At 70.0% G+C, this 22,862-nt stretch carries 29 protein-coding genes, 3 tRNA genes and 1 riboswitch; of the genes, 12 read left to right on the forward strand and 20 right to left on the reverse strand.

Features of this window, described 5'->3' with window-relative positions; translation table 11 throughout:
* Positions 1–58 precede the first annotated feature (58 nt).
* The 4 genes from BLT28_RS01890 to BLT28_RS01900 all read right to left on the reverse strand — a co-directional run bounded on the left by BLT28_RS01890 (position 59) and on the right by BLT28_RS01900 (position 2,265).
* The gene (locus tag BLT28_RS01890; protein ID WP_030429172.1) at positions 59–541 is read right to left on the reverse strand and encodes a GbsR/MarR family transcriptional regulator; all 483 of its coding nucleotides are present in this window, start codon (positions 539–541) and stop codon (positions 59–61) included.
* Between the two features lie 76 nt (positions 542–617).
* Positions 618–1,568 (reverse strand): sigma-70 family RNA polymerase sigma factor, encoded by a 951-nt coding sequence (locus tag BLT28_RS01895; RefSeq protein WP_231950589.1) that lies wholly within the window; start codon positions 1,566–1,568, stop codon positions 618–620.
* Positions 1,569–1,645: 77 nt separating this feature from the next.
* Positions 1,646–1,804, reverse strand: coding sequence for a hypothetical protein (locus BLT28_RS39630; protein WP_156050857.1), 159 nt, complete (start codon positions 1,802–1,804; stop codon positions 1,646–1,648).
* 131 nt (positions 1,805–1,935) lie between these two features.
* The gene (locus BLT28_RS01900; protein ID WP_030429170.1) at positions 1,936–2,265 is read right to left on the reverse strand and encodes a hypothetical protein; all 330 of its coding nucleotides are present in this window, start codon (positions 2,263–2,265) and stop codon (positions 1,936–1,938) included.
* 475 nt (positions 2,266–2,740) lie between these two features.
* On the opposite strand from BLT28_RS01900, the gene BLT28_RS01905 reads away from it, so the two are divergent.
* Complete coding sequence (locus BLT28_RS01905) at positions 2,741–3,484, forward strand: hypothetical protein (RefSeq protein ID WP_030429169.1); 744 nt, start codon at positions 2,741–2,743, stop codon at positions 3,482–3,484.
* Here BLT28_RS01905 and BLT28_RS01910 read toward each other — a convergent pair.
* A complete protein-coding gene (locus BLT28_RS01910; protein WP_030429168.1) occupies positions 3,465–3,926 on the reverse strand; it encodes an Lrp/AsnC family transcriptional regulator in 462 nt (153 codons plus the stop codon). The two genes, BLT28_RS01905 and BLT28_RS01910, sit on opposite strands and share 20 nt — an antisense overlap.
* A gap of 94 nt (positions 3,927–4,020) precedes the next feature.
* Here BLT28_RS01910 and BLT28_RS01915 point away from each other — a divergent pair, with 94 nt between their 5' ends.
* The 4 genes from BLT28_RS01915 to BLT28_RS39635 are packed head-to-tail and all read left to right on the forward strand — an operon-like array spanning position 4,021 to position 6,935.
* Positions 4,021–5,706, forward strand: coding sequence for an MOSC domain-containing protein (locus tag BLT28_RS01915; protein WP_030429167.1), 1,686 nt, complete (start codon positions 4,021–4,023; stop codon positions 5,704–5,706).
* A complete protein-coding gene (locus BLT28_RS01920; RefSeq protein ID WP_052407217.1) occupies positions 5,703–6,536 on the forward strand; it encodes an aminoglycoside phosphotransferase family protein in 834 nt (277 codons plus the stop codon). Before BLT28_RS01915 ends, BLT28_RS01920 begins: the two co-directional genes overlap by 4 nt.
* 30 nt (positions 6,537–6,566) lie before the next feature.
* Entirely contained in the window at positions 6,567–6,734 is a 168-nt protein-coding gene (locus BLT28_RS01925; RefSeq protein WP_156050855.1) for a hypothetical protein, read from the forward strand.
* 48 nt (positions 6,735–6,782) lie between these two features.
* Complete coding sequence (locus BLT28_RS39635) at positions 6,783–6,935, forward strand: hypothetical protein (protein WP_156050853.1); 153 nt, start codon at positions 6,783–6,785, stop codon at positions 6,933–6,935.
* Here BLT28_RS39635 and BLT28_RS01930 read toward each other — a convergent pair.
* Both BLT28_RS01930 and BLT28_RS01935 read right to left on the reverse strand, forming a co-directional pair.
* On the reverse strand, positions 6,913–7,398 hold the full coding sequence (locus tag BLT28_RS01930; protein WP_030429165.1) for a DinB family protein: 486 nt from the start codon (positions 7,396–7,398) through the stop codon (positions 6,913–6,915). The genes BLT28_RS39635 and BLT28_RS01930 overlap by 23 nt on opposite strands.
* Before the next feature lie 10 nt (positions 7,399–7,408).
* The gene (locus tag BLT28_RS01935) at positions 7,409–8,248 is read right to left on the reverse strand and encodes a bifunctional 5,10-methylenetetrahydrofolate dehydrogenase/5,10-methenyltetrahydrofolate cyclohydrolase (RefSeq protein WP_269459626.1); all 840 of its coding nucleotides are present in this window, start codon (positions 8,246–8,248) and stop codon (positions 7,409–7,411) included.
* A 28-nt stretch (positions 8,249–8,276) separates the two neighbouring features.
* A riboswitch (ZMP/ZTP riboswitch) is annotated at positions 8,277–8,370 on the reverse strand.
* Positions 8,371–8,423: 53 nt separating this feature from the next.
* Between BLT28_RS01935 and BLT28_RS01940 the strand changes: the two genes are divergently transcribed.
* Positions 8,424–9,251 (forward strand): arylamine N-acetyltransferase family protein, encoded by an 828-nt coding sequence (locus BLT28_RS01940; protein WP_030429163.1) that lies wholly within the window; start codon positions 8,424–8,426, stop codon positions 9,249–9,251.
* A 51-nt stretch (positions 9,252–9,302) separates the two neighbouring features.
* On the opposite strand, the gene BLT28_RS01945 is transcribed toward BLT28_RS01940, so the two are convergent.
* Genes BLT28_RS01945 through BLT28_RS01955 form a run of 3 tightly spaced genes read right to left on the reverse strand, consistent with a single transcriptional unit; the run spans position 9,303 to position 10,776 of the window.
* Positions 9,303–9,635: a hypothetical protein gene (locus BLT28_RS01945; protein WP_030429162.1), complete on the reverse strand. Its 333-nt coding sequence runs from the start codon at positions 9,633–9,635 to the stop codon at positions 9,303–9,305.
* Positions 9,632–10,558, reverse strand: coding sequence for a YihY/virulence factor BrkB family protein (locus BLT28_RS01950; protein ID WP_052407216.1), 927 nt, complete (start codon positions 10,556–10,558; stop codon positions 9,632–9,634). Before BLT28_RS01950 ends, BLT28_RS01945 begins: the two co-directional genes overlap by 4 nt.
* Before the next feature lie 2 nt (positions 10,559–10,560).
* Positions 10,561–10,776 (reverse strand): hypothetical protein, encoded by a 216-nt coding sequence (locus tag BLT28_RS01955; RefSeq protein ID WP_030429160.1) that lies wholly within the window; start codon positions 10,774–10,776, stop codon positions 10,561–10,563.
* Between the two features lie 583 nt (positions 10,777–11,359).
* On the opposite strand from BLT28_RS01955, the gene BLT28_RS01960 reads away from it, so the two are divergent.
* Genes BLT28_RS01960 through BLT28_RS42740 form a run of 3 tightly spaced genes read left to right on the forward strand, consistent with a single transcriptional unit; the run spans position 11,360 to position 12,097 of the window.
* Positions 11,360–11,539: a hypothetical protein gene (locus tag BLT28_RS01960; protein WP_083383629.1), complete on the forward strand. Its 180-nt coding sequence runs from the start codon at positions 11,360–11,362 to the stop codon at positions 11,537–11,539.
* Positions 11,540–11,551: 12 nt separating this feature from the next.
* Positions 11,552–11,914: a DUF222 domain-containing protein gene (locus BLT28_RS01965; RefSeq protein ID WP_030429158.1), complete on the forward strand. Its 363-nt coding sequence runs from the start codon at positions 11,552–11,554 to the stop codon at positions 11,912–11,914.
* Between the two features lie 33 nt (positions 11,915–11,947).
* On the forward strand, positions 11,948–12,097 hold the full coding sequence (locus tag BLT28_RS42740) for a hypothetical protein (RefSeq protein WP_407638790.1): 150 nt from the start codon (positions 11,948–11,950) through the stop codon (positions 12,095–12,097).
* On the opposite strand, the gene BLT28_RS01970 is transcribed toward BLT28_RS42740, so the two are convergent.
* The 3 genes from BLT28_RS01970 to BLT28_RS01980 are packed head-to-tail and all read right to left on the reverse strand — an operon-like array spanning position 12,092 to position 14,303.
* Positions 12,092–12,907 (reverse strand): EamA family transporter, encoded by an 816-nt coding sequence (locus BLT28_RS01970; RefSeq protein ID WP_030429157.1) that lies wholly within the window; start codon positions 12,905–12,907, stop codon positions 12,092–12,094. The two genes, BLT28_RS42740 and BLT28_RS01970, sit on opposite strands and share 6 nt — an antisense overlap.
* Positions 12,908–12,909: 2 nt before the next feature.
* Complete coding sequence (locus BLT28_RS01975; RefSeq protein WP_030429156.1) at positions 12,910–13,404, reverse strand: MarR family winged helix-turn-helix transcriptional regulator; 495 nt, start codon at positions 13,402–13,404, stop codon at positions 12,910–12,912.
* A 23-nt stretch (positions 13,405–13,427) separates the two neighbouring features.
* Complete coding sequence (locus BLT28_RS01980; protein WP_052407215.1) at positions 13,428–14,303, reverse strand: SDR family oxidoreductase; 876 nt, start codon at positions 14,301–14,303, stop codon at positions 13,428–13,430.
* 212 nt (positions 14,304–14,515) lie between these two features.
* On the opposite strand from BLT28_RS01980, the gene BLT28_RS01985 reads away from it, so the two are divergent.
* Together BLT28_RS01985 and BLT28_RS01990 are read left to right on the forward strand one after the other, a co-directional pair.
* The gene (locus tag BLT28_RS01985; RefSeq protein ID WP_052407214.1) at positions 14,516–15,697 is read left to right on the forward strand and encodes a Cmx/CmrA family chloramphenicol efflux MFS transporter; all 1,182 of its coding nucleotides are present in this window, start codon (positions 14,516–14,518) and stop codon (positions 15,695–15,697) included.
* A gap of 34 nt (positions 15,698–15,731) precedes the next feature.
* Positions 15,732–16,169: a DoxX family protein gene (locus tag BLT28_RS01990; protein WP_030429153.1), complete on the forward strand. Its 438-nt coding sequence runs from the start codon at positions 15,732–15,734 to the stop codon at positions 16,167–16,169.
* A 1-nt stretch (position 16,170) separates the two neighbouring features.
* On the opposite strand, the gene BLT28_RS01995 is transcribed toward BLT28_RS01990, so the two are convergent.
* The 5 genes from BLT28_RS01995 to BLT28_RS02015 form a co-directional block, all read right to left on the reverse strand.
* Positions 16,171–16,590 carry a MarR family winged helix-turn-helix transcriptional regulator gene (locus BLT28_RS01995; RefSeq protein ID WP_052407213.1) on the reverse strand — a complete coding sequence of 140 codons (420 nt, stop codon included), beginning with the start codon at positions 16,588–16,590 and terminating at the stop codon, positions 16,171–16,173.
* Complete coding sequence (locus tag BLT28_RS02000; protein ID WP_052407212.1) at positions 16,577–17,257, reverse strand: DJ-1/PfpI family protein; 681 nt, start codon at positions 17,255–17,257, stop codon at positions 16,577–16,579. The genes BLT28_RS01995 and BLT28_RS02000 overlap by 14 nt, the downstream gene beginning before the upstream one ends.
* A 163-nt stretch (positions 17,258–17,420) precedes the next feature.
* Positions 17,421–17,496, reverse strand: a tRNA-Gln gene (locus BLT28_RS02005).
* 20 nt (positions 17,497–17,516) lie between these two features.
* Positions 17,517–17,589, reverse strand: a tRNA-Leu gene (locus tag BLT28_RS02010).
* A gap of 1 nt (position 17,590) precedes the next feature.
* A tRNA-Leu gene (locus BLT28_RS02015) sits at positions 17,591–17,664 on the reverse strand.
* Positions 17,665–18,029: 365 nt separating this feature from the next.
* Here BLT28_RS02015 and trpS point away from each other — a divergent pair.
* Positions 18,030–19,049 carry a tryptophan--tRNA ligase gene (gene trpS / locus BLT28_RS02020; RefSeq protein ID WP_043811219.1) on the forward strand — a complete coding sequence of 340 codons (1,020 nt, stop codon included), beginning with the start codon at positions 18,030–18,032 and terminating at the stop codon, positions 19,047–19,049.
* 2 nt (positions 19,050–19,051) lie between these two features.
* Here trpS and BLT28_RS02025 read toward each other — a convergent pair whose 3' ends face one another.
* Entirely contained in the window at positions 19,052–21,820 is a 2,769-nt protein-coding gene (locus BLT28_RS02025; protein ID WP_081900232.1) for an NACHT domain-containing protein, read from the reverse strand.
* Positions 21,821–21,874: 54 nt separating this feature from the next.
* A complete protein-coding gene (locus tag BLT28_RS02030) occupies positions 21,875–22,807 on the reverse strand; it encodes a LysR family transcriptional regulator (protein WP_030429148.1) in 933 nt (310 codons plus the stop codon).
* Positions 22,808–22,862 lie beyond the last annotated feature (55 nt).

The raw sequence follows: 22,862 nt of genomic DNA on the forward strand, positions 1-22,862 counted from the left end.
ATGCTGCCCCTTATTTTGCGCATGCGGAACCGACTATAGCGCTCGATTCCCTCTGGCGCTAATCCCCTTTTTCGGCCAGGTGCGTGCGCCACTTCGCCAGCAGCTGGGGCATCTCGGTCTCCATGAACCGGAAGAACGCCAGCGTCTCCCGCATCCGGGCGCCGGCGGGCGTGTCCGCGCCCAGCACCTCGATGCCCTCGGCCAGGGCGTCCGCCCACCGCTCGAACAACCGCTGCCTGCTGAGCACGGTCTGCTGCCACATCGGACCGCTCACCTGGAAGTGGTCGCGGCGCGTGCCGGGCTCGCGGTCGCGCACCGCGATCTGGGTGTCGCTGAGGTAGCGCACGGCCCCGGAGATCGCCGCGGGGGACACCCGCAGCGTCTCGGCCAGTTCGGCCGCGGTCAGCCTGCCGGAATCGCTGACCAGCAGTGCGATGAAGACGCGCGCGGGCATCCTCGGCCAGCCGACGTCGGCGAGCATGGCCGCAGAGCGCTCGATGAACGCGGCCAGTTCCTCGTTGCCGAACTCGGACTCGCCCACGGTCGTCTCGCCTCCTGCCTGCTGGTTCGGCGAGGAGTTTACCCATGTCACTATATTCACGAATTCGTGAAATTCCTCAGCTCGCCCAGTCCAGCAGGGCCTGGTGCCGCTGGGGCTCGCGCAGCCGCCGCATGGCCTCCTTCTCCAGCTGGCGGATCCGCTCCCTGGTCAGGCCCAGGTGGTCGGCGATCTCCTGGAGGGTGCGCTGGTGGCCGTCGTTGAGGCCGTAGCGCATCGTGATGATCAACGCCTCGCGCGGCGGCAGCTGCTCGATCACCGCGCGCAGCTCGTTGGCCAGCGCCCGGTACTCGATCACGTCCGGGGCGGAGAGCACCTCGGTGTCCTGGATCAGGTCGCCCACCCGGGTCTCCCCGTCGGTGCCGACCAGGCTGTCCAGGCTCAGCGACTCGCGGCCGATCCGGCGCAGTTCCAGGACCTTGGGCACGGGAACGCCCGCGGCGATCGAGACTTCCTGGGCGGTGGGTTCGCGGTCCAGGCGGGACTGGAGCTCGCGCTCGACCTTGGCCAGCTTCGACAGCGTCTCGACGACGTGCACGGGAAGCCGGATCGTGCGGCCCTGCTCGGCCATGCCCCGTTCGATGGCCTGCCGGATCCACCACGTGCCGTAGGTGGAGAACTTGAAACCTTTGGTGTAGTCGAACTTCTCCACCGCGCGGATCAGGCCGAGGTTGCCTTCCTGAACCACGTCCAGCACGGGTACGCCGCGACGTGCGTACTTCTTCGCGGTGGCGACCACGAGCCGCAGGTTCGCGCGGATCATGTGCGCCTTGGCCTCGGCCCCGTCCCTGGCCACCAGCTCCAGCTCGGAGGCGACGCGGCCCCGGTGCGCGCCTTCGTCGAGCAGGTGCCTGGCGTAGACGCCGGCCTCGATCCTCTTGGCCAACCACACCTCCTGCTCGGCGGTGAGCAGTGGTGTAGCGGCGATCTGGTTGAGGTACTGCCGCATCAGGTCGGGCTCTTCGCCTGCGAGGCGAGGTTCCTGGCGCCGAGCGGACACCCCGTTCACGTGCGTCACCTCCGGCCGGTGGGGAGAACGATCTCCACTTCGGCTACCCGGATCGGGCGGAGGCAACCTGGTTCAGGTCAGTCCGACCCGCGCACGATGTGCGGCTCGGTCTCCCTGGGCTCGTCGCCGAGCCAGGACCAGCGGGCCCAGACCGCGGTGTTGTGCGTGTCGGCCGGAGCTTCCGCGCTGCGTGGGAACGGCACCACGCTCTGTCGTCGTGTCGTCGTCCTTTCCATGGCTGTTCCTCCTTCCCCACCGTCTCCGGTGTGGGCTGTGAGTCTCCCTACACCGTGGTGATCGCCACCAGAGTCGTCATCGTTTCGATGTACCACCCGATGGGAAAGAACTTGACACCACGGTGAAAGGACTACCTCCCCAAAGGGTGTGCCCGGTAGTTGTCCGCGATGAACTTCGCCACCACCGTCGGGGAGGGCGTGTTCTGCTCGGGCGACGGGCTCAGGTACTGGTGGCCGGTGGGTGCGGCGTCGACGTCGAAGACGGAGCGGACCGCGACCGACCAGCCCTCGCTCGGCGTCCAGCAGGCCGCGACCGAGCTGCCCGCGAGGTCCATCCGGACAGCGTCCGCGCGGTGGTCGGCCCCCAGGTCGAGTCGTTCCACCAGAATCGAGTGATCCAGGACGGCGCGCTCCACTTGCAGGAAGTAGTCGATGGAGACCGCCGTGGCGTGTTGAGGCATGTGCTCACCGTAAGCGTCAGGAAGCCGTCGCGCCATCGTCGGTCTCGGTGAGGGCGCCTGCCGCCATGCGTCGCAGCGTGCCCGAGATCGCTTGCGGCACAGGGGCACCGGCCGGAGCCGTCCACAGTGGACCTTGCTGGATCGATGTCGTGATCGATCCTGTCGCCCCGCAGAATCGATTGCGCAGAGTGATCGCCGGGGGATGCTCTCCGCCATGGGACCGGTCTGCTCGGCGGTGCCGGCGGGGCTCGCGGATGCTCGTCGACCCCGATCCGCCGGCCGCTACCGGCTGCGCTCCTGCCCGGGTCGGCGCTCGCGGTCCTCGTGCAAACCGACGATCACGAGATGCACATTGCGCTGACGGGTAACCCGGCCACTCCCGCCGCTCACGCGGGACACCCGAACCCCGCGGTTGGGTCCATGGGGACCTGTCCCGTCGCGGAGATGGAGCAGCTGCTCTCGTAGGGTGGTCGGCATGGTCACCGTCGAGGAGCGGAACCGGTTGCGCGACAGCCTGATCGAGGCGGCCCGCGCGGACGAGCGGATCACCGGCGCCGCGCTGACGGGCTCCGCGTCGGTGGGCGCGGAGGACCAGTGGTCCGATGTGGACCTCGCCTTCGGCGTCGAGGGTGACGTGGACGAGGTGATCGGCGACTGGACCGAGCTGATGTACCGCGACCACGGAGCGGTGCACCACACCGATGTCAGGTTCCGCTCCACCGTGTACCGGGTTTTCCTGCTGGACAACACGTTGCAGGTGGACATCGCGTTCGCGCCGGTCCAGGAGTTCGGTGCGCTCGCGCCGACCTTCCGCCTCGTTTTCGGCACGGCGCGGGAACAGCCGCAGCCGGGGCCCGTCGACCCCGTGCCGCTGCTGGGCATGGGATGGCTCTACGCGTTGCACGCGCGGTCGAGCATCGAGCGGGGGCGGGTGTGGCAGGCGGAGTACATGATCAGCGGGCTGCGCGACCACGTGCTGGCGTTGGCGTGCGTGCGCCACGGGCTGCCCGCGAACCAGGGGCGGGGCATGGACGAGCTACCCGCCGCGGCCACGGAGGTGGTCTCCGGCGCGCTCGTGCGCTCGTTGGAGATCCCCGAGCTGTGGCGGGCGTTCGGCGTCGCGACCGACGCGTTGCTGATCGAGGCGGAGCTGGTCGACGCCGGGCTGGCGGAGCGCCTGGCCGGACCACTCGAACGGCTCAGCCGGTCGGCACGGTGAGACCGACCTTCACCCGGTCCAGCACGACGTTGGTGGTGAAGCGCCGGACGGTGGGGTTGTCGGAGAGCACGCGCTTGGTGACGGCGTCGAACTCGGCCATGTCCCGCGCGCTGATCACCAGGACGAAGTCGATCTGTCCGGTGACGCAGTAGCACTGCTGCACGTGCTCCTCGGCGAGGAACCGCCGCCGCAGCTCGTCGAGCAGGTGCGCGCGCTCCCGCTCCAGTTCGACCAGCACGACGAAGGTCATGACCTGGCCGAGCGCGCGCGGGTCGAGCACGGCGACCTCCGCGCTGATCGTGCCGTTCTCCCGCAGCCGCTTGGTCCGCCGCTGCACGGCCGCCGCGGACAGGCCGACCTCGGCGCCGATGTCCTCGGCGATCGTCCGGCTGTTGCGCTGGAGGATGGCCAGGATCGCCCGGTCCACGTCGTCGATCTGCATGACCGCACGATAGGCCTTCCGCACGCGGTCCGGCCGCGTCTCCGCCGCTGATCACGCGCCCGAACCGCGTGCGCGGTATCTAGGATTTCCTGTCATGCGGCTCGACGGGATCTATCGGTATCCGGTGAAGGGGTTCGCCGGGCAGGAAGTGCCGGAGGCGGCGCTGCTGCCCGGTCGCGGAGTGCCCTTCGACCGGCACCTCGCCGTGGCGCACGGCGGCCAGGACGTCGCGGAGGACGGTGCGTGGACCACGTGCCACGCGTTCGTGCGCACCGGCCCGTACCAAGGGCTCCCGCTGTTCGGGATCGACTTCGACGGCGCGGCGCTGTCCATGAGCCGGCCCGGTGGGGCGCCGGTGGAGATCCCGCTGGACGACCTCGCCGGCGCCGGCGCGGAGCTGGCGGAGTGGTTCCCCGGGACGAGGCCGCGCCTGGTGCGCGCGGGCAACGGGTACTGGGACTACTCCGACGCCGGCGTCTCCCTGATCAACAAGGCCACGATCGCCTCGCTGGGGCACGGCGCCGACCCGCTGTCGTTCCGCGCCAACTTCTACCTCTCGGACCTGGCGCCCTGGTCGGAGTTCGGCCTCGTCGGCAGGCGCGTCCGGGTGGGCGGGGCGGAGCTGGAGGTGCTGCGGCCCATCGATCGCTGCTCCACCACGTCGATCCACCCGACCACGGGTGAGGAGATCACGAACGTGCCCGCCTTGATGGCACGAGAGCACGGGCACATCTACTGCGGTGTGTACGCGCGGGTCGTCGTCGGGGGGCGCGTGTCACCGGGTGATCCGGTCGTCGACCTCGGTCCCGCGCCCGGAGCGGCCCTCGCGGGCACGGAGCCGTCCAACGCGCCGCCCGCGCAGCAGTGGCCTCGTCCGGCGCGCGTGGTGCGGCGGGTGCGGGAGAGCACGTCGGTGATCAGTTACTGGCTGCGTGACCCGCTCGCCGGGGTGAGGCCGGAACCGCTTGCCGGACAACACGTTCGCATTCACCACGGTGGACGGTGGCGGGCGTACACGATCTCCGCCGCCGAGGGTGACGAGCTGCGGATCAGTGTGAAGCGCGACGGCGTGATGTCGGGATTGCTGCACGACACGGCGCCTGACGAGCTGATCATCACCGGGCCGTTCGGGAGCATGTGCCTGGACTCGGAGACCTCGCCGTTGTTGTTGGTGAGCGCGGGAATCGGGATCACGCCGATGCTGCCGATGATCCGTGCCGCGGGGGATCGGCCGGTCACGTTGCTGCACGCGGCTCGCGAGGAGTCGCCCGCGTTGTGGGCCGAGGCGAAGGAGCTGTTGCCGGAGGCTCGGTTGTTCCGCAGTCCGCACCGCTTGGACGCGGAAACGGTTGCGGCTGCCGCGGACCCGTCCAGTTCGGTCTACCTGTGCGGTCCGGTCGGGTTCATGCGTGCGATGCGGGAAGCCCTGGTCGCGTCGAGAGTTCCGGACTCGCGCATCCGCCAGGAGGTGTTCGTCTCGCCGCTCGCGTCGTCGGGGGAGCGGACGCCGCCGCCCGAGCCGGGGCCGTTCCGGGTGCTGTTCGCGGACAGTGGTGTTGAGGCGCAGTGGAAAGCGGAGTGCGGAAGCTTGCTGGACCTCGCTGAGCAAGCCGGGTTGAGCCTTCCGTCGAGCTGTCGTGCGGGCGCCTGCGACACGTGTGTGCAGCGGCTCAGCGGTGGTTCGACCGCGTACCTCACCGATCCGGTTCTGGCTCCGGGCAATGACCGTGTTCTTCTGTGTTGCTCCGTTCCGACCAGCGATGTGATCATCGACGCGTGACGGTGGATGACTCGGTTCGGCGCAAGTTCGCGGTCCGGTTCGGACCTTCGGCGGTGGCGTGGCTGGACGCGCTGCCGGCGCTCGTGGAGTCGTTGTGCGCCCAGTGGAAGCTGTCGGTCGAGCGTGCGGTGGCGGAGGGTGGCACGTCGCGGGTGTACCGGTGTCGCCGCGAGGACGGCTCACGCGCGTTCTTGAAGCTCACCCCGGATCGTGAAGTCGCCGCCGCAGAGCTGGTCGCGCTGCGCGCGTGGCGACGGTCGCCGCACATGGTGGACGTTCTCGCCGACGACCTCGACGCGGGTGCCCTGCTGCTGCCCGCGATCGATCCGGGGACCATGGTCGAGGACGAGCCGGACCTGATCCCGTTCGAGCTGTTGCGGTCGCTGCGCGAGGACGTGGACGTGCCCGCGACCGGACTGGCGCACCTCTCGGAGCGAGTGCGGTTCATGGCCGAGCTGACCACCCGCCGCGCTCCCGAGCTGGAATCCTTGACCGGCAGGGGGATCGAGCTGGCGTACGGCGGGACGCAGGGCTTGGTGCACGGCGACCTGCACGCGCGCAACGTGCTGCGCGGGCGGCACGGGCTGGTCGCCATCGATCCGCGCCCGACCGTCGGCGACGTCACGTTCGACCTCGTGGACTGGGCGCTGGCGCCCGCCGTCGGTTCGGTCGCCGAGCTGGAGCGGCGGATCAGCAGGATCACCGCCGCTCTGTCCGATGTGGACGGTGAGCGGTTGCTGGCCTGGTGCTCAGCCCTCGCCGTGGTCATCGCCGCGACGCTGCCGCCGGGGGCGCAACGCGACTTCCTGATCGGCCTAACCGACAGGTAACCGGTTCGGCCCTTGCGCTCCGGCGGTGTCGTGCCCGACGCTCGAACCATGTTCCGGGAGGGCAGGGTCGCGACGTACGTCGTGCTGGGCGTCGCCGCTGTGTTCGGAATGGTGACGCTCGCACTGATGTCGGCGTCCCTCTTCACCTACGAGAACGTGATGATCTTCGTTGACGGGCTGGACCGGCTCACCCACTAGGTAGTTCCCCGGATGCGGCCCGGCAGTGCCGCACCGGACCCTCGTGGCATGTCCCGAGCAGGCAGAGCGGTCGCGTACGTCCTGGTGGCCGTCGCCGCCTTGAGCATCCCGGTCATTCTGGTGTCGATGCTGGTCGGCGGCTACCTCGGACTGTTCTTCTACTGGGTGGCGCCATGGCTCAACCGACTGAGCCGTCGGTGAGTTCGCGGGCGATGTCGAGGTGGCCGGCGTGCCGCGCGTACTCCTGGAGCACGTGGAAGAGGATCCAGCCCAGGGTGGGGCGGTCGTCCTCGGTGAAGCGCCCGCCCGCCCGCGCCCGCTCGGCGAGGCCCGCGCTCGCGGCGATCTTCCGGGAGTGCTCGGCCTGCTCCCGGTAGAAGGTGATCACGTCCGCGGTCGGGGTCTGCGGCGTCCAGTTCCCGCTGTCACCCCAGGGGTCGTCCACCTGCTCGGCGCGGAAACCCCAGCGCAGCCACCGCCGCTCCATGTGCGCGAGGTGGTTCACCAGGCCGATCGGCGTCCACCCGGACGGCACCCGCGAGGACCGCAGCTCGGTCTCGCTGAGACCGTCGATCTTCCGCAGCACCTCGGAGCGGTAGTAGTCGAGGTACCCCGCCAGCAGCTCGGCGGGGTCCCCCAGGGTGATGTCGGGCTCGTCGTCCATGCCCCGCAGCCTACGAGGCCGCGAACGCGGCGGTGACCGTCTGCTCGAGCAGGAGAGCGATCGTGGTCGGGCCCACACCGCCCGGGACCGGGGTGATGAGCGCGGCGTGCGCCAGGGCCTCCGCGTAGGCGACATCGCCGACGTTGCCCTCGTTGTAGCCCGCGTCGATCACCACCGCGCCGGGCTTGATCCAGTCGCCGCGGACGAACTCCGGCTTGCCGACCGCGGCCACCACGATGTCGGCGGTGCGCACGATCGACGGCAGGTCCTGGGTCCTAGAGTGGCACACGGTGACGGTGGCGTCCCTGGCCAGCAACAGCATCGCGGCGGGCTTGCCGAGGATCGGGCTGCGGCCGATGACCACGGCGTGCTTGCCCCTCGGGTCCACCCCGTAGGCGTCGAGCAGGCGCATGATGCCGCCCGGGGTGCAGGAGGCGAAACCCGGCTCGGCGAAGGACATCGCCGCGAAGGAGTGCATGGTGACGCCGTCCACGTCCTTCTCCGGCGCGATCGCCTCGAAGGCGGCGCGCTCGTCGATGTGCGCGGGAACGGGGTGCTGCAACAGGATTCCGTGCACGGCGGGGTCCGCGGAAAGCTCGCGGATGGTGGCGACCAGCTCCTCGGTGGTCGTCTCCGCGGGCAGCGGGACGTGCCGCGAGGTGATCCCGGCCTTGGCGCTGCGGTTGCGCTTCATCTTCACGTAGGTGACCGAGGCGGGGTCGTCCCCGACCAGCACGGTGGCCAGGCACGGCTTGGTGCCGGTGCGGCGCTCGAACTCGGCGGCGCGCTCCGCGGTCTCCTTGACGATGGTGGCGGCGAGCTCGGTGCCGGACATCACGGTGCTGCTCACGGGGGCTCCCTGGGTGGCGTCGTCGGTCGCTGAGCACCCAGGCGCGCGGCTCGGACCGGCTCCCGCCGGCCGGACCGCTCCCCGGTGGTGCCCCACCTCAAGCGCCAGTCACGGTCCGCGGACAGCTTACGCCAGGGCTTGACCTCAACTTTGGTCGAGGTGTGACGCTGGGGGCATGACGACGTCGACCGCACCCGGAACCCGGACCGACGAGTGGAACCTCGCCGACATCGACCTCGCCGGCTACCTCGCCCGCACCGGCCACCCCGCCGTCGAGGCACCCACCGCCGCCGCTCTGCGCTCGCTCGCCGAGGCGCACGTGCGCGCGATCCCGTTCGAGAACATCGACGTGGTCCTGGGGCAGCACAAGGGCATCGACGTCTCGGTGATCAACTCGAAGATCCTGCGCGGAGACCGCGGCGGGTACTGCTACGAGCACCAGATGCTCTTCGGTGGCGTGCTGGAGCGGCTCGGCTACCGGGTGCGGCGGTTGATGGCCAGGGGCAAGGCCGACCGGTCGGGGCCGCACACGCACATGATGCTCGTGGTGACCGCCGAGGGGCAGGACTTCCTCACCGACATCGGCTACGGCGCGAACATGCTCCGCCCGATCCCGTTGGTGGACGGGGTGGTCGTCGACCAGGGCGGGTGGGAACTGCGGCTGGAGGACGACAACGGCTGGTGGGTCCTGTCGAAGCGGGTCGGCGACGAGTGGGAGGTGATGTACGGGTTCGACCTGATCGAGCGGCGGCGCGTCGACTACGAGGTCGCCCACCACTACGTCTCGACCCACCCGAAGTCGCCGTTCACCGGGCAGACCGTGGTGATGCGCCTGGAGCCCGGGCTCAGCAGGCGCCTCGTCGGGCACACGCTCACCGTCGAGCGGCCCGACGGCACCGCCACCTCCACCGAGGTCGCCGCGGAGGACCTGGACCGGACCCTGCGGGAGCTGGGCGTTGTGCTGACCGCTTCGGAACTCGCCGCGCTGCGCGCGACGTGGTGAGAGGCGGCGGGACCCCTATCGGGGGTGGGATCCCGCCGCCGGTCCGGGGGGCTACTTCCGCTTGCGCTGCACCAGCCTGCGCAGGATCGACAGCGCGCCGAGGCCCATCAGCGCCGCCTTGACGGGGTGCTGCCTGGCCTCCGCCATGATCTGCTCGACCTTGCCGGAGACCTCCGGCGGCAGCTTCTGCTCGATCCGGTCCTTGGCCACGGAGGCCTTGTCCCGCAAGGTCTCCATGTTGTCCTCGACCTTGCCCGCGACCTCCTCGGCCTTGTTCTTGGCCTGCTCGGTCTTGTTCTTGGCCTGCTCGGTCTTGCTGTGCTCGGGCTTGTTCTGGTCGGTCTTGTTCTGCTGGGGGCGCACGGTGTGCGGCTGCGTGGTCATTCCACTGTCCTTTCCTCGGCGGGTTCGCCCGCCTCGATCCGCCGGCCCCTGGCGAGCTCGGCGTTGAACTCCGCGCCGAGCAGCACGGCGAGGTTGGAGATCCACAGCCACACCAGGAAGCTGATCACCCCGCCGAGAGAGCCGTACGTCTTGTTGTAGGAGTCGAAGTTGGCCAGGTAGAGGGCGAAGGCACCCGAGGCCAGCAGCCACAGGCCGACCGCGAGCAGGCCGCCGGGGCTGAGCCAGCGGAACCCGGGGCGCGGGTGGTCGACGTTCGGGGCCGCCCAGTACAGCAACGCGAACGCGAGGCTGACGAGCAGCACGATCACCGGCCACTTCACGATCTCCCACACCAGCACTCCGGTGGAGCCGACACCGAGCAGCCTGCCCACCTGCTCGGCGATCGTCCCCGTCGCGACGACGCCGATCGCGCACACCGCGAGCAGGACGACGATCGCCGTGGTCAAGGCGACCCGCAGCAGGATCGTCAGCCACGCCGGGCGGCCCTCCTCGGTGTCGTAGACCGCGTTGGAGGCGCGCATGAACGCGGCGATGTACGCCGACGACGACCACAGCGCACCGGCCACGCCGATCACAGCCAACGGCCACGCCGCCGCCTGGTTCTGCTGGAGCTCGTTCAGCGCCGTCAGCAGGATCTCCTTGCCCTGGCCCGGAACGAGCGCCTTGATGTTGTCGGTGAGCGTGTTCGTCGCTTCCGGCCCGAGCAGGCCGAGCAGCGACGTCACCACGAGCAGCCCGGGGAACACCGACAGCACGCCGTAGTAGGTCAGCGCCGCCCCCCAGTCGCTCAGATTGTCTTTCCCGAACCCGCGCGCCGTTCGCTTCAGCACCGCGAACCAGGAACGTTTCGGCAGGTCCGTCGGGCTGTCCGGGCGCACGTGGGTGGGTGGCGACTTCGGCATGGTCAGCTCGTCAGTTGTTTGAGGAACTCGTGGCACTGCTTGGCGCGCGCGGAGTCTTCCTTCATCACACTCCGGAAGAAGTCCGCGATGTCCGAGCGCCCGGCGTTCTCCGCGTCACGGACGTACTGGCCGTAGTCGTGCCCGGCCTTGAGCGAGTGGTACTGCACCGAGACCAGGTCATAGGTCACGTCGTCGAAGCCCGTTTCGCCAGTGGCCACCGTCGTTCTCCTCCCTGTTCGTGGGTCGCTGCCTGCCTGATACCCGGATTGGGGTCGGGCAATCCTGATTTCGGAGTGGTTCTGGAGGGGATGGGCATCGGGCCGGGGGTGGCCGGCCGGGCTTCCGGCGGGCGTGGGCTGGGCTTCGTGCGTGGGCTGGGCTTGCAGTGGAGTTGGCTGGACTTTCAGCTCGGGGGCTTCGCGCGTGGGCTGGGCTTCCTGGTCGCGTCGGTTCCGGCGTGGGTCGGCTGTTGCCCTGCGTGGGGTCGGCTTGAGCTAGGGGCCCTTGCGCGTGCCCTTGGGCCTCTTGGGGGCACGGGATGAAACTCCGGCCCTCGCGGGAAGCCTATGGCACGCGCACCCCAGGTGAAGCCGACCGTGTGGTGTGCGGCCTGCGGTTTCCGTTGAGGAGCCTGGGAATCGTGGTGACCAGGTGTTAGTCCATAGTGGACTATGCTCGACTTCTGCTGCTGGTCTGGCGGTATTACCGGCTGGAACCGTTGGGGTGCTTGAGGTTCACCCGCTGGTACTTCGACCGGTCTCTTCTCTTTTGCTATCAACGAGGCAAGGGGAGGGGGAGCAGATGGAAATCACCGAGATCACCGAGTTCAGCGAGGATCTGTCCGGGGTGTCGGCGGGGCAGGTACCGGATGGCGATCTTGTGCCGATGTTGCAGGAACTGCAGGCACTGCAGCGGGTGATCGCCGCGGTGTCGGCTGATCTCGCCGCTGAGGCGGAGACACGGAGCCTGTATCTGCGGTAGGGGTGTCGAACGGTGGCGGTGTTGCTGCGGGATGCGTTGGTGCTCTCCCCGTATGAGGCGCGGCGGCGGACCCGGCTGGTGCGCGAGTTGGTCGAACTGGTCCGCACCGCCATGGCCAGTGAGAAACTGCCGGTAAGCGGGGGTGAGCGGGCACAGGTGAGCGTGACGATCCCGTTCACCGCCCTGGAAACCGGGTTCGGGACGGGGCGGGCCTCCTGGAGCGGGCCGTTGTTGCGCACACTCGCCTGTGACGCGCAACTCATCCCCATCGTCCTCGGCAGCGACGGTGTCCCGCTGGACGTGGGGCGGTCCCGTCGTACCGCACCGCCGAGCGTTGGTCGTGCGGGACCAGGGGTCCGCGTTCCCGGGATGTGACCGGCCCCCGGCAAGCCCAAAGCCCATCCTGTCGTGCACTGGAGCAACGGCGGACCGACCAGCCTGGACAACATGGTCCTGCTCTGCTCACACCACCATCACCTACTGCACCACGGAGACTGGGAAACCCGCTTCGAGCGGGTCGACCCCGACCGCGCGCCGCGAAGCAACATTCGGCTATGAGTGGGCTAAGAGCGGGATCGCGATCGCGGCAGCCACAAGGCCGAAGGCTTGGCGCCGCGACAAGCGCTCGCGGAGCGCGGTGATGCCCAACAGCACTGGGATGGCCGGGTAGAGCGACGACAGCACCACGGCGATCGCGACGAGCTGCTGCTGGGCGGCCAAGCGGAAAAGGATGAGCGCCAATGCTGCGGCGGCGCCTGCTGCGCAGCACGCCAGGGTGGTGCGGGGGCGTGGGCGCGGAGCTCGGCGGGTGGTGATGAACAAGGGGAGCACGGTGAGGAGGCCGGTGACGCGGCCCGCGAGGACGGGCCACAGGCCCGCTTCGGGGGAGGCCTGGGCGAGGGCGAGGTACTGGGTGGCGATGCCGACGCTCGCGATCAAGCCATCGGGCGCGGCCGTCGTGCCGCCGCCGGACCTGGAGACCAGCCAGAGGGCGGGGACGGCCACGGCGACGCCCAGCCAGGACAGTGGGGACGGGCGTTCGCCGAGCAAGGCGACGCCGACGAGGACGGGCAGCACCATGCCGCCGATCGCGCTGGTGGGGACGACGACGGACATCGAGCCCCGGCTCAGGCCGCGGAACAGGAACAGCATCCCGACTCCGGTACCCACGCCGGACAACCCACCCCACAGGATGTCCACTGTGGAGGGTGAACCGGGGGCGACCAACGCGACCGCGGCCAGCGCCACCCCGCCGAGTTGGCCCAGGAACGCGACCGTGGCGAACGGGACTCGGCGGGCGAGCAGGCCGCCGGCGAAGTCGGCGACGCCGTAGCCGACGGCTGATCCCAGGGCCAGGAGGGTGCCCATGGTCAGGCTCCGCCGTCGCGTTCGGCCTTGCCCACGGGGCAGGGGGCGCCGGTGGTGCAGCTGGGGCGGTCGCACAGGCGGCACAACAGGTTGGCGTCGCCGACGCGGTGGTAGAGGCCGGTGAGCAGCTTGGCGAGGAGGGTGTCCAGGGTTGCGCGTTCCCGGTCGTCGAGGGGCGCGAGCACGTCGGACAACGTGGCCGTGCGGGTGGCGAGGAGGTCGGCGGCGGCCTTCTCGCCCTTCGGAGTCAGTGCGACGGGGACCTCCCGGCCGGTGCCGGGACGGCGTTCGGCCAGGTCGGCGGCCTGGAGCGAGTCGACCATGCGTGCCGCGGCGGGCTGCGTCAGTCCTACCTGGCGCCCCAGCGCGGTCACGCTGAGCTGGGGCGATGTTGCCAGGACGGTCAGCGCGGCGGCGCCGCTGGTGCTGGTGAGCAGGTCGGTGACCGCCAGGGCCGTGGCGCCCAGCAGGTTCTCGGTGCGGGCGGATTCATGCATGACTCATGCATAACACGCGGGAGTCAGGTCAGCAGGTCGGCGAGCTCCTTGCGGTGCGCGGTGGCGACCTCGGCGGCGCCGCGAGGCGGGGTCACGCCCAGCTCGGCGAGCCGGTCGGCGCGGAGCGTGGCGCGCAGCGGGCGGTTCGGCCATTCGGGGCGAGAGGTGAGCCGGATCAGGTCGGGCGCGGCGCCGACCGCCTCGGCGAGCAGGCGGGACCAGGCGAGCTTGGTGTGCGTCTCGGCGGGCGCGATGTGGACGATTCCGTTGGTGTGCAAAGAAACAAGCTCAGCGAAGCAGCGGGCCACGTCGTCGACGAGCGCGGGCTGGCGGATCTCCTCGTCGTCGGCGCGGACCTCCTCGCCGCGACCGAGCTTGCCCAGCACCTGGGCGGGCCAGGTCGGGCGTGGCTGCGTGCCGAGGCCGTAGAGCAGCGGCACGCGGACGATCAGCGTGGACGGGGCCTCGGCGGCGGTCTGCTCGGCGGCGAGCTTGGACCTGCCGTACTCCTGTGCGGGGGTAGGCGTGTCGGTCTCGCGGTAGTCGCCCTCGCCGTCGCCCGCGAAGACCCAGTCGGTGGACACGTGCACGAGGCGCGCTCCGACGCGCGTCGCGTGCTGGGCGACCAACTCGGTGCCGGTCACGTTGACCAGCCGTGCGCGCTCGGGGTCCTTCTCGCACTGCGCGACGTCGGGGATGGCCGCGCAGTGGACGACGATCTCCGGTTCCGTGCGGCCGAAGACCTCCGACACCGACTCGGCACTGGTGATGTCCAGCCGCTCGCCGGTGGAGTTCTTGTTGTGGTGACAAGGAGTCACGGTGTGGCCCGCAGCTTCGAGCCGCTGCCGCACGGCCGCGCCGAGCAGTCCGGTGGCGCCGGTGATCAGAACTCGGGTCATGAACTCAGCTTAAGCAGTCGACACCGTCTGCTAGCGTCTTGTCCCGTGTCGAGCCCCGAGGCCTCCAGAGCCTAGCCACCGGTCATCCGGTGGCTGTTCGCCGACACCCATCGGGTCACCGCGTCGTGGACCGCGGTCGACTTCACCTCTCTTCCTCCAGCTCCCGCGGTCCTTTTCCGGGTTGATTCCGTAAAAGCAGGGAGTACTTCGTCATGCCCTTCGCCGTCTACGTGCTGGGGGTGGCGGTCTTCGCCATCAGCACGTCCGAGTTCATGTTGTCCGGGCTCGTCCCGGCCATCGCCACCGATCTCGCCGTGTCCATCCCCGACGCGGGGATGCTGACCTCGGCGTTCGCCATCGGCATGGTCGTGGGCGGTCCGCCGCTGGCGGTGCTCACGATGCGGTGGGAGCGACGCCGCGCGCTCGCCGCGTTCCTCGTCGTCTTCGCCGTCGTGCACGTCGTCGGGGCTGTCTCCACCGACTACGCCGTGCTGATGGTGACGCGGGTGCTCGGAGCGCTCGCGTGCGCCGGGTTCTGGGCGGTCGCCGCCGTCGCCGCGATCGGCATGGCCGGGGAGAACGCCAAGGCCCGCGCGATGTCCATTGTGGTCGGTGGAACCACGCTCGCGTGCGTCGCCGGTGTGCCCGGCGGAGCCTTCCTCGGTCAGCACCTGGGATGGCGCGCGGCGTTCTGGGCAGTCGCCGTGCTGTCCGCGTTGTCCGTGGTCGCGGTGCTGGCGACGTTGCCGCCGAGCGCTCCGGAGCCGGTCGCGCGCATCGAGCTGAAGCCGCTGTTCAGCAAGCCGCTCGTCGTCGCGTACGCGCTCAACGCGCTGGTGCAGGGCGCGACGTTCTGCACCTTCACCTACCTCGCTCCGCTGGTGACCGAGGTCGCCGGGCTCGGAGCCGGGTGGATCCCGGGCACGTTGGTGCTGTTCGGCATCGGGTCGTTCATCGGGATCACGGTGGGCGGGCGCATCGCCGACGCCCGGCCGCTGACCGTGCTCGGGGCGGGGATGGCCGCGCTCGCGCTCGGCTGGACCCTGTTGGCGGTGACCGCGGGCAATGCGGTCGTCGCGGTCGTGCTGGTGTTCGTCCAGGGACTGCTCGCGTTCGGCATCGCGCCCGTGCTGACCTCGCGGGTGTTCTACCTGGCCGGGTTCGCGCCGACGCTGGCCGGTGGGCTCAGCACCGCCGCGTTCAACGTGGGCAACACGCTCGGGCCCTGGCTGGGCGGGCTGACCATCGACGCCGGGCTCGGGTTCCGGTCCCCGGTGTGGGTGAGCGCGCTGATGATGATCATCGCGCTGGGCGTGTTCGCGCTCGGTCCGAAAAATTCCGCCGGAAAAGTTCGCCGACGTGTCGATCCGCGTCGAGCCCGTTCGACGCAGTAGTAGAAGCGAGGGTCGCGAACGAGGAGGACAGGTCATGAGCGAGAACGCGAACAACCAGGACAGCACCCGTCGGATCACCAAGGCCAAGCTCGACGCGGGCGTGCTGGCCGCGGTGCGCGTCGTGACGTCCTTCCTGTTCATCAGCCACGGTGGCCAGGGCATGTTCGGCTGGTTCGGCGGCGTCGACGGCGCGGGCGGGACGGTTCCGTTCGGCTCGTGGCCGGGCTGGTGGGGCGGCGTGATCGAGCTGGCCGGTGGTGCCCTCATCCTGGTCGGCCTGTTCACCAGGTACGCGGCGGTGCTGTGCTCCGGCGCGATGGCCTACGCGTACTTCGTCGTGCACCAGCCGATGGCGCTGCACCCGATCTCGAACATGGGTGAGCTGGCCGCGATCTACAGCTGGGTGTTCCTGCTGATCGCGGTGCTCGGTCCGGGCGCGCTGGCCCTGGACAACCTGCGCAGGCGGCGGTGAGCTAACCCAGGAGGGTCCGGGCCAGGGCGGCGCGCAGAGCGTCGTCCTGGCCCGGTTCCAGTTGTGCGCGCAGTTCCTCGTCCAGACCGGCGATCACGGCTCGGGCCTTGGCCAGCAGCTCACGGCCGTGGTCGGTGAGGTCCAGCCGCGCGGGGTGCCCGTGCCCGGCCAGGGTGCGCCGGACCGCGCCCTGCTCCTCCAGCATGAGCACGGTGGCACGCATGCTCTGGGTGGTGATCCCCGCGCGCCGGGCGAGGTCGCTGTAGGAGACCTCCGGGTTGCGGGCGACGTGGCCGAGCGCGCCGAAGTGCCGCATGGTCAGGCCGATGCCGCCGAGCGCCGAGTCGACCCGGCGTTGCAGCTCCCGGCCCGCGACGACCAGCAGCATCACCGTCGATGACGTGTTCTCATCCTCGGACACCCGCAGAGTGTGACAGGCCTGCGACGTACTCCTCGGTGAAGGCCAGTGCGCGCTCGGTCAGCTCCGGCCCGGCCAGCTCCGGGGTGCCGACGCCGAACAGCGGTTTCGGCGCGTACTCGGAGACCAGCTCGGCGAGCATCGCCAGCTCGTCCCCCGCCAGGTCCTGCACCAACCGGAACCCGATCTCGTGGCTGCCGGTCGCCGGGCCCGCGGTGATCCGGTTGCGGTCCTCGACCACGTTGCCGCGCTCCGGGATGGCGCCGTGCAGCGAGAGCTGGTCGTGGACCTGGAAGAACGTGGTCGCCCGGTAACCGCGCAGCAGCCCGGCGGCGCCCAGCAGCAGCGAGCCCGCGCACACCCCGGCCACCCAGCGCGCCCTGCTCCCGCGGTCGGCGAGGAAGTCCAGGGTCTCGCGGTCCTCCATGACCTCGGTGGGGACGGCCCCGGCGAAGAGCACGTCGAGGTCCTCCGGGCAGTCGGCGAAGGTGGTGGTGGCGCGGGTGGGGAAGTGCGGCGCGCCCGCGATCTCGTCCCGGTGCTTCCAGACCAGGTGCACGGACGCGCCGGGGATCATGCTGATGATCGTGTGGAAGCCGACCACGTCGATCTGCGCGAAGCCGGGGCAGACCAGGATCGCGATCCGCGGGGGACGGTGCCGGTCGGTCATGGGAATCCTTCCGTCGAGGGGTGCAGCCAAACTAACAGTCAGACTGCAGCCCTGGCAACGGTGGCACGGGGTGGCTGACGCACTGACTGAGTCATTGGGGTGCTTGAACGCACCGAACGACTCAGTCGGTGCGTTCGGCGGAGCGAATGCGGCATTGGCTTCGTGGCTGTCCGTCGAGGGTTCGAACCTCGGTCTCCGCGTTCAGAGCGCGGCGTCCCTGCCTGCTGGACCAACGGACATCGGGTGTGCTGCGGTGGAGTGCCCCCGCCAGGATTCGAACCTGGACCGGCCGCGTCCTGAACGCGGTGCCTCTGCCGTTGGGCTACGGGGGCGTGCGGTTCCGGGGAGTCGAACCCCGACTGGACCGGCCCTCAACCGGGTGCCTCTGCCGATTGGGCTAGAACCGCTTGTGGCACAAAGAAAAACCGCCCTGACCGGAGATCCGGTGGGCGGCGTCCGCGCGCTGACGACAGGTCAGCTCGGGGAGGCCGCCGGGGGCAGCTGCTGCGGCGAGAGGAGTTGCGCGGTGTTCATGACTGCCTCCTCCGCCGTTGGTGTGCGCCCATCATCTCCGCGGCCCGCTCTGGACGGCAACGGGTTTTCCCGGTGTATCCTCCTGGCATGTTTCGCACCGCGTGCCTCGGCTGGTGGCGCTCCACTTAGGAGCGGCACCCCGTCAGCATGCCAAGGGCCGTTCGGATGAGCGGCCCTTTTTCGTTCCCTGGCAAGGGGATGCGGTCGCCGTCCGGCCCCATCCCCACAGGAGGACGTCATGACCAGCGCACTGCTCGAACAGTCCGTCGTCGAGAGCCCCGCCACCTTCCGCGTGCTCACCGGGGACCGCCCGACCGGGCGGCTGCACCTCGGGCACTACTTCGGCACGCTGCACAACAGGATCCGTCTGCAGCGCATCGGCGTCGAGGTGTTCCTGATCATCGCCGACTACCAGGTGCTGACCGACCGGGACATCGCCGAACGGCTCCCGGAGCACGTCGAGGACCTGGTGCTGGACTACCTCGCCGCGGGCTTCGACCCCGGCCACGGCACCGTGTTCGCGCACAGCGCGGTGCCCGCGCTCAACCAGCTGCTGCTGCCCTTCCTCAGCCTCGTCTCGATAGCCGAGCTGGGGCGCAACCCCACCGTCAAGGACGAGATCGCGCACTCGCGGCAGTCCGCGGTGAGCGGGCTGATGTTCACCTACCCCGCGCACCAGGCCGCCGACATCCTGTTCTGCAAGGCCAATCTCGTCCCGGTCGGCCAGGACCAGTTGCCGCACCTGGAACTCACCAGGACCATCGCCCGTCGGTTCAACGACCACTACGGCAAGGTGTTCCCCGAGCCCTCGCCGATGCTGTCCTCCGCTCCGCTGCTGCTCGGCACGGACGGCACCAAGATGAGCAAGAGCCGCGGCAACGCGATCTCCTTGTCCGCCAGCGCCGACGAGACCGCGCGGCTGATCCGGGGCGCGAAGACCGACGCCGACCGGCACATCACCTACGAGCCCGAGCGCCGCCCCGAGGTCTCCAGCCTCGTGCTCCTGGCTTCGCTGTGCCGAGATCGCGATCCGCACGAGGTCGCGGCGGAGATCGGCAGTGGGGGAGCGGCGGTGCTGAAGCGCACTGTCACCGACGCCGTCAACGAGTTCCTGGCGCCGATCCGCGCTCGTCGTGCCGAGCTGGCAAGGGATCGCGGTTACCTGCGACAGGTGCTGCGCGTGGGCAACGCTCGCGCCAACGAGATCGCGGATGCGACGCTCGCGGAGGTGCGGCAGGCGATGCGCAGTGTGTACTGACGTCAGTCCTTGGCGAGGAAGATCGTCTCGGTTGGTTGAGCTTCGCCGGTCATCCGCCGCTCCAGCAGGGTGATCCCGGCCGCGATCTCCGGCAGCCGCAGGCACATCGCGGCGAACCGGAGCGCGTCCGGGTCGGTGAGCGGCCGCCTTCGCTCGAACATCGGCAACGCGATTTCGTGCAGGCGTTGTGCGGCCCTGCCCTCCCATCCGCTCGCGAGGTTCCAGGTTCCCTCGGTGAGCTGGCGGGCAAGGGAGTCCAGCGCCACGACGGTGTCGCGGAAGGAGGAGAGCTCGAGGAAGCGGTGGCAGAACGTGTTGAACCAGTTCTCCGGCTCCTTCGACCGGAACGCAGCTTCCAGCGCGGAATCCAGTACCTCGCCCATGGGGCTGGGGTCCACCAGGGTGGGCAGGCGCTTCACGAGATCGTGCGCCTTGCCGCGCCGGGTCCAGACGTCCTGCCTGAGTTCGGTGAGCCGCTCACGGTCGACGGGCACGTCCTGCGCGTCGTTGGCCTCCTGCCGCATCATCTTCTTCTCGGCCGCACGGGTCGCCTCCTGAGCCTCGAGGACGAAGGTCAGCGCTCGGTGCGCGTCGGAGATGCCCGTACCGCGACCGAGTGGAATCGCGAGCGTGGTGACCAGCTCAGGGTCAAGGTCTTGCGGATAGTCGAGATGTCTCGCCCACGAACCGCACCGTGCCAGGACGGTGTCGTACTCGATGCGGGAGCCCGCGTTCACGTGCTGGTGAACGTGATCTGCCGCCACCTCGACGACCTTGCGCACCATGAGGAATCTCAGAATCGGCTCGAGCCGGTCGAGGTCGTCGTCGACGTACCGCCGAAGCGTGGCGGCGTCAACGGCGTTCGGGTGCTCGGTTCCGGGCGGCAGCCACAGGTCCGAGCTGGTCCAGACGGTGCGTCCGGCGGGAACGAGGCGCCGCGCCGCGGTCACCTCGGCGGGCGTCGGCAGCCGGTAGCCCGACTCGTCCTCGATGACGGTGTTGACCCACCGCAGGAAGGCCGCGGCGTCGCCGGCGCGCACTCCGGCGACCGGGTCGGTGTCGTCGCTGTCCGGGTAGGGGTTTCCCGTGTCAGCCAAGAACAATTCGTAGATGCCGGCGCTGATCGGCCGGGCGCACACCGGCCCGACGCGGTCGCGGAGGTGCCGGACGAGTTGCACGGTGGCGCGCAGTCGTCGGCGACCGGGGTCGTCGTCATCGCCGCTGAGGAAGCGTTCCAGGCGGGAGCGCAGCCCGGGGGCCAGGTCGCTGCTCTGCTCGGCGCAGTCGAAGGCCAGCGACAGGGCGTTGACGGTCCCGGACCGAAGGCACGCCTCCACGATCGGATCGGCATCGGACTGCGCGGCGTAGAGCAGCGAGGTCTCCCGCCACCACAGATCGTCCACTGCGGACGTCAGGATGTCGGCGATGCCCTTGTCGCGGATGTACGCGGCGGCAAGGGATTCCTGGAAAGTCAGGTGGGCGAAGCAGAACAGGCCGCTCTCCCGCTCGACGATCAGGCCGTAGGAGCAGACCTCGGTCAGGAAGGCGTCGGCGGTGACGTCGGTGGCCATCCGGCTCAGCGCGGCCTTGAGCGTGTTCACGACCTCCTTGCGGGGGAGGTCTCGCACGCGCTCGCGCATCATCGTGAACGCGAGTCCGCGCAGCAGCGTCTCCTTGCGGTCGCTGCGGAGGTCGGACGGCAGTTTCTTGGCCTCCTGTCGCCGCCAGAGCATCACCTGGCAGATCTCGCTGTAGAGCTCGGCGCGGCTGCCCGGCAAAGCGCCGCGGTAGCGGTGCACGTTCGCGACCATCGTGAGCAGCAACGGGTTCGCGGTCAGCTCGGCGAGCCCTGGCGCGTGGTGCAGCCGCCTGAGCAGGTCTTCGGCACCGGCCAACCGCTGTTCCTCGGGCGCGTCCCGCTCCACCGCCCGGTACCACGCGCGCACGAAGCGGGTCACCTGCTCATCGGTGAATCCGCGCACCTGCACCACGACGGCACCCTCGATCCCGGCGCTGCGGAAGCCGCGCGGTCGTGACGTGATCACGAAGTCGTTCTTCGCGTACTGCTTCGCCTGGCCCTCCACCCAGTCCGCGACCGCGCGCCGGTCCTCCTGGCGGGACACCTCGTCGAGCCCGTCGAGCAGGACGACGCAGTCACCGTCGCGCAGCCGCTGCTCGAACCAGCCGGGCGGCTCGAACCGGCGGTAGTCGCCGAGCGTCCTGCGCACCAGGGCGGGCACGGAGATCTCCCGATCGCCGACGATGGCTGAAACGTGGTCACGCAGGTACAGCAGGATCGGCACGGTGCGCTTCCGCCTGCCGCGGCCCCTGGAGATCGTCCTCGCGGTGTGCCGCAACAGGGTCGTCTTGCCGCTGCCGGGAGCGCCGATCACCGCGAGCACGACCGCCTGGTCCCGGTCGAGGAAGTGGCCGATGGGGTGGCGATGGGTGACATCGGCGGGCAGGTCCGCGAGCACGCTCTCGGACACCTGGTGCGGTGCCCGGTACGCGAGGCTGACGTCGACGAAGACCTCGTCCAGCTCCGGGGTGCGATAGCCGACCGTCGCCAGTCCCTTGAGGTCGACGAATCGCAGGCTGTCCCGCACGAACTCGCGGTAGCGCCTGCCGAACCTGGTGACGCGTCGCCGCAGGACCTGGTCTGTGTGCTCGACGAGCCGGGCGCGCCACCGTTTCCAGAGTTCCTTCGGCACGAACAGCAGCGCCGCGCCGACCGTCACGGCACTGAGGAGTAACCAGCCCCAGAGATCCACGGCGCGCAGTATGCCGCTTGGGCAAACGCCTGCCTCGCGTTCGCGGAACGACGGTCACGATGGCAGCAGGGGGTGGACGCCGGGTGGGAGGGTGCCCGCCGTGGCGGTGAAGTGGTCGAGCAGCGTGGCGCGGAACGCGCGGCCCGCATTGGTCGGGGTCGTGTCGGCGCGCTGGGCGAGCGCGATGGTGCGGCTCATTCCCGGTGGCGCCAAAGGGGTTCCGCGCAACGACGGCCGGGCCGCGAGCACCATGCTCGGCACGATCGCCAGGCCGAGACCCGCCTCCACGAAGCGCAGCACGGCGTCCATCTCGCCGCCCTCCACCGCGAACACCGGCTCGAAGCCCTCGCGGTGGCACGCGTCCAGGGTGACCTGCCGGAGGTCGTAGCCCTGGCGGAACATCACCAGCGGGCGCTCGCGCAGCTCGGCGAGGCGGAGGTGGCGGCGCCGGGTCGGGGCGGGCCCGGCGGCGGGGGAGGCCACCACCAGGTCCTCGCGCAGGATCGGGGTGCTGGTCAGCGGGCCGGGTGTGCGCGGCTCGGACGCGATGACCAGCGCCAGGTCCAGCTCGCCGCGGTCGAGCGCGCCGACCAGGTCCTGCGAGCCGCCCTCCTCGACGACCAGCCGGATACCCGGGTAGCTGTCGTGGAAGCGGCGCAGCACGTCGGCGAAGATGCTGGCGCACAGGCTCGGCGGGGCGCCGACCCGGACCCGCCCCCGGCGCAGCCCGGCCAGCTCGCCGACCTCCAGGCTCGCGGTGTCCACATCGGACAGGATGCGCTCGGCGATCGGCAGCAGCGCCTCGCCTGCCGGGGTGAGCGCGATGTTGCCGCGCAGCCTGGTGAACAGCTCGGCGCCCAGCTCCTCCTCCAGTGCGCGGATCTGCTTGCTCAGTGAGGGCTGCGCCACACCGGCCTCCTCGGCGGCCCTGGTGAAATGGCGGGTCCTGGCCACCGCGAGGAAGTACCTGAGCTGCTGCAACGTCATGACCATAGCTTAGGGCTATCGAGACGAGTCTGACGATGTATTGGACTTATCGAAA

This window comes from Allokutzneria albata (assembly GCF_900103775.1).
GTDB lineage: Bacteria > Actinomycetota > Actinomycetes > Mycobacteriales > Pseudonocardiaceae > Allokutzneria > Allokutzneria albata.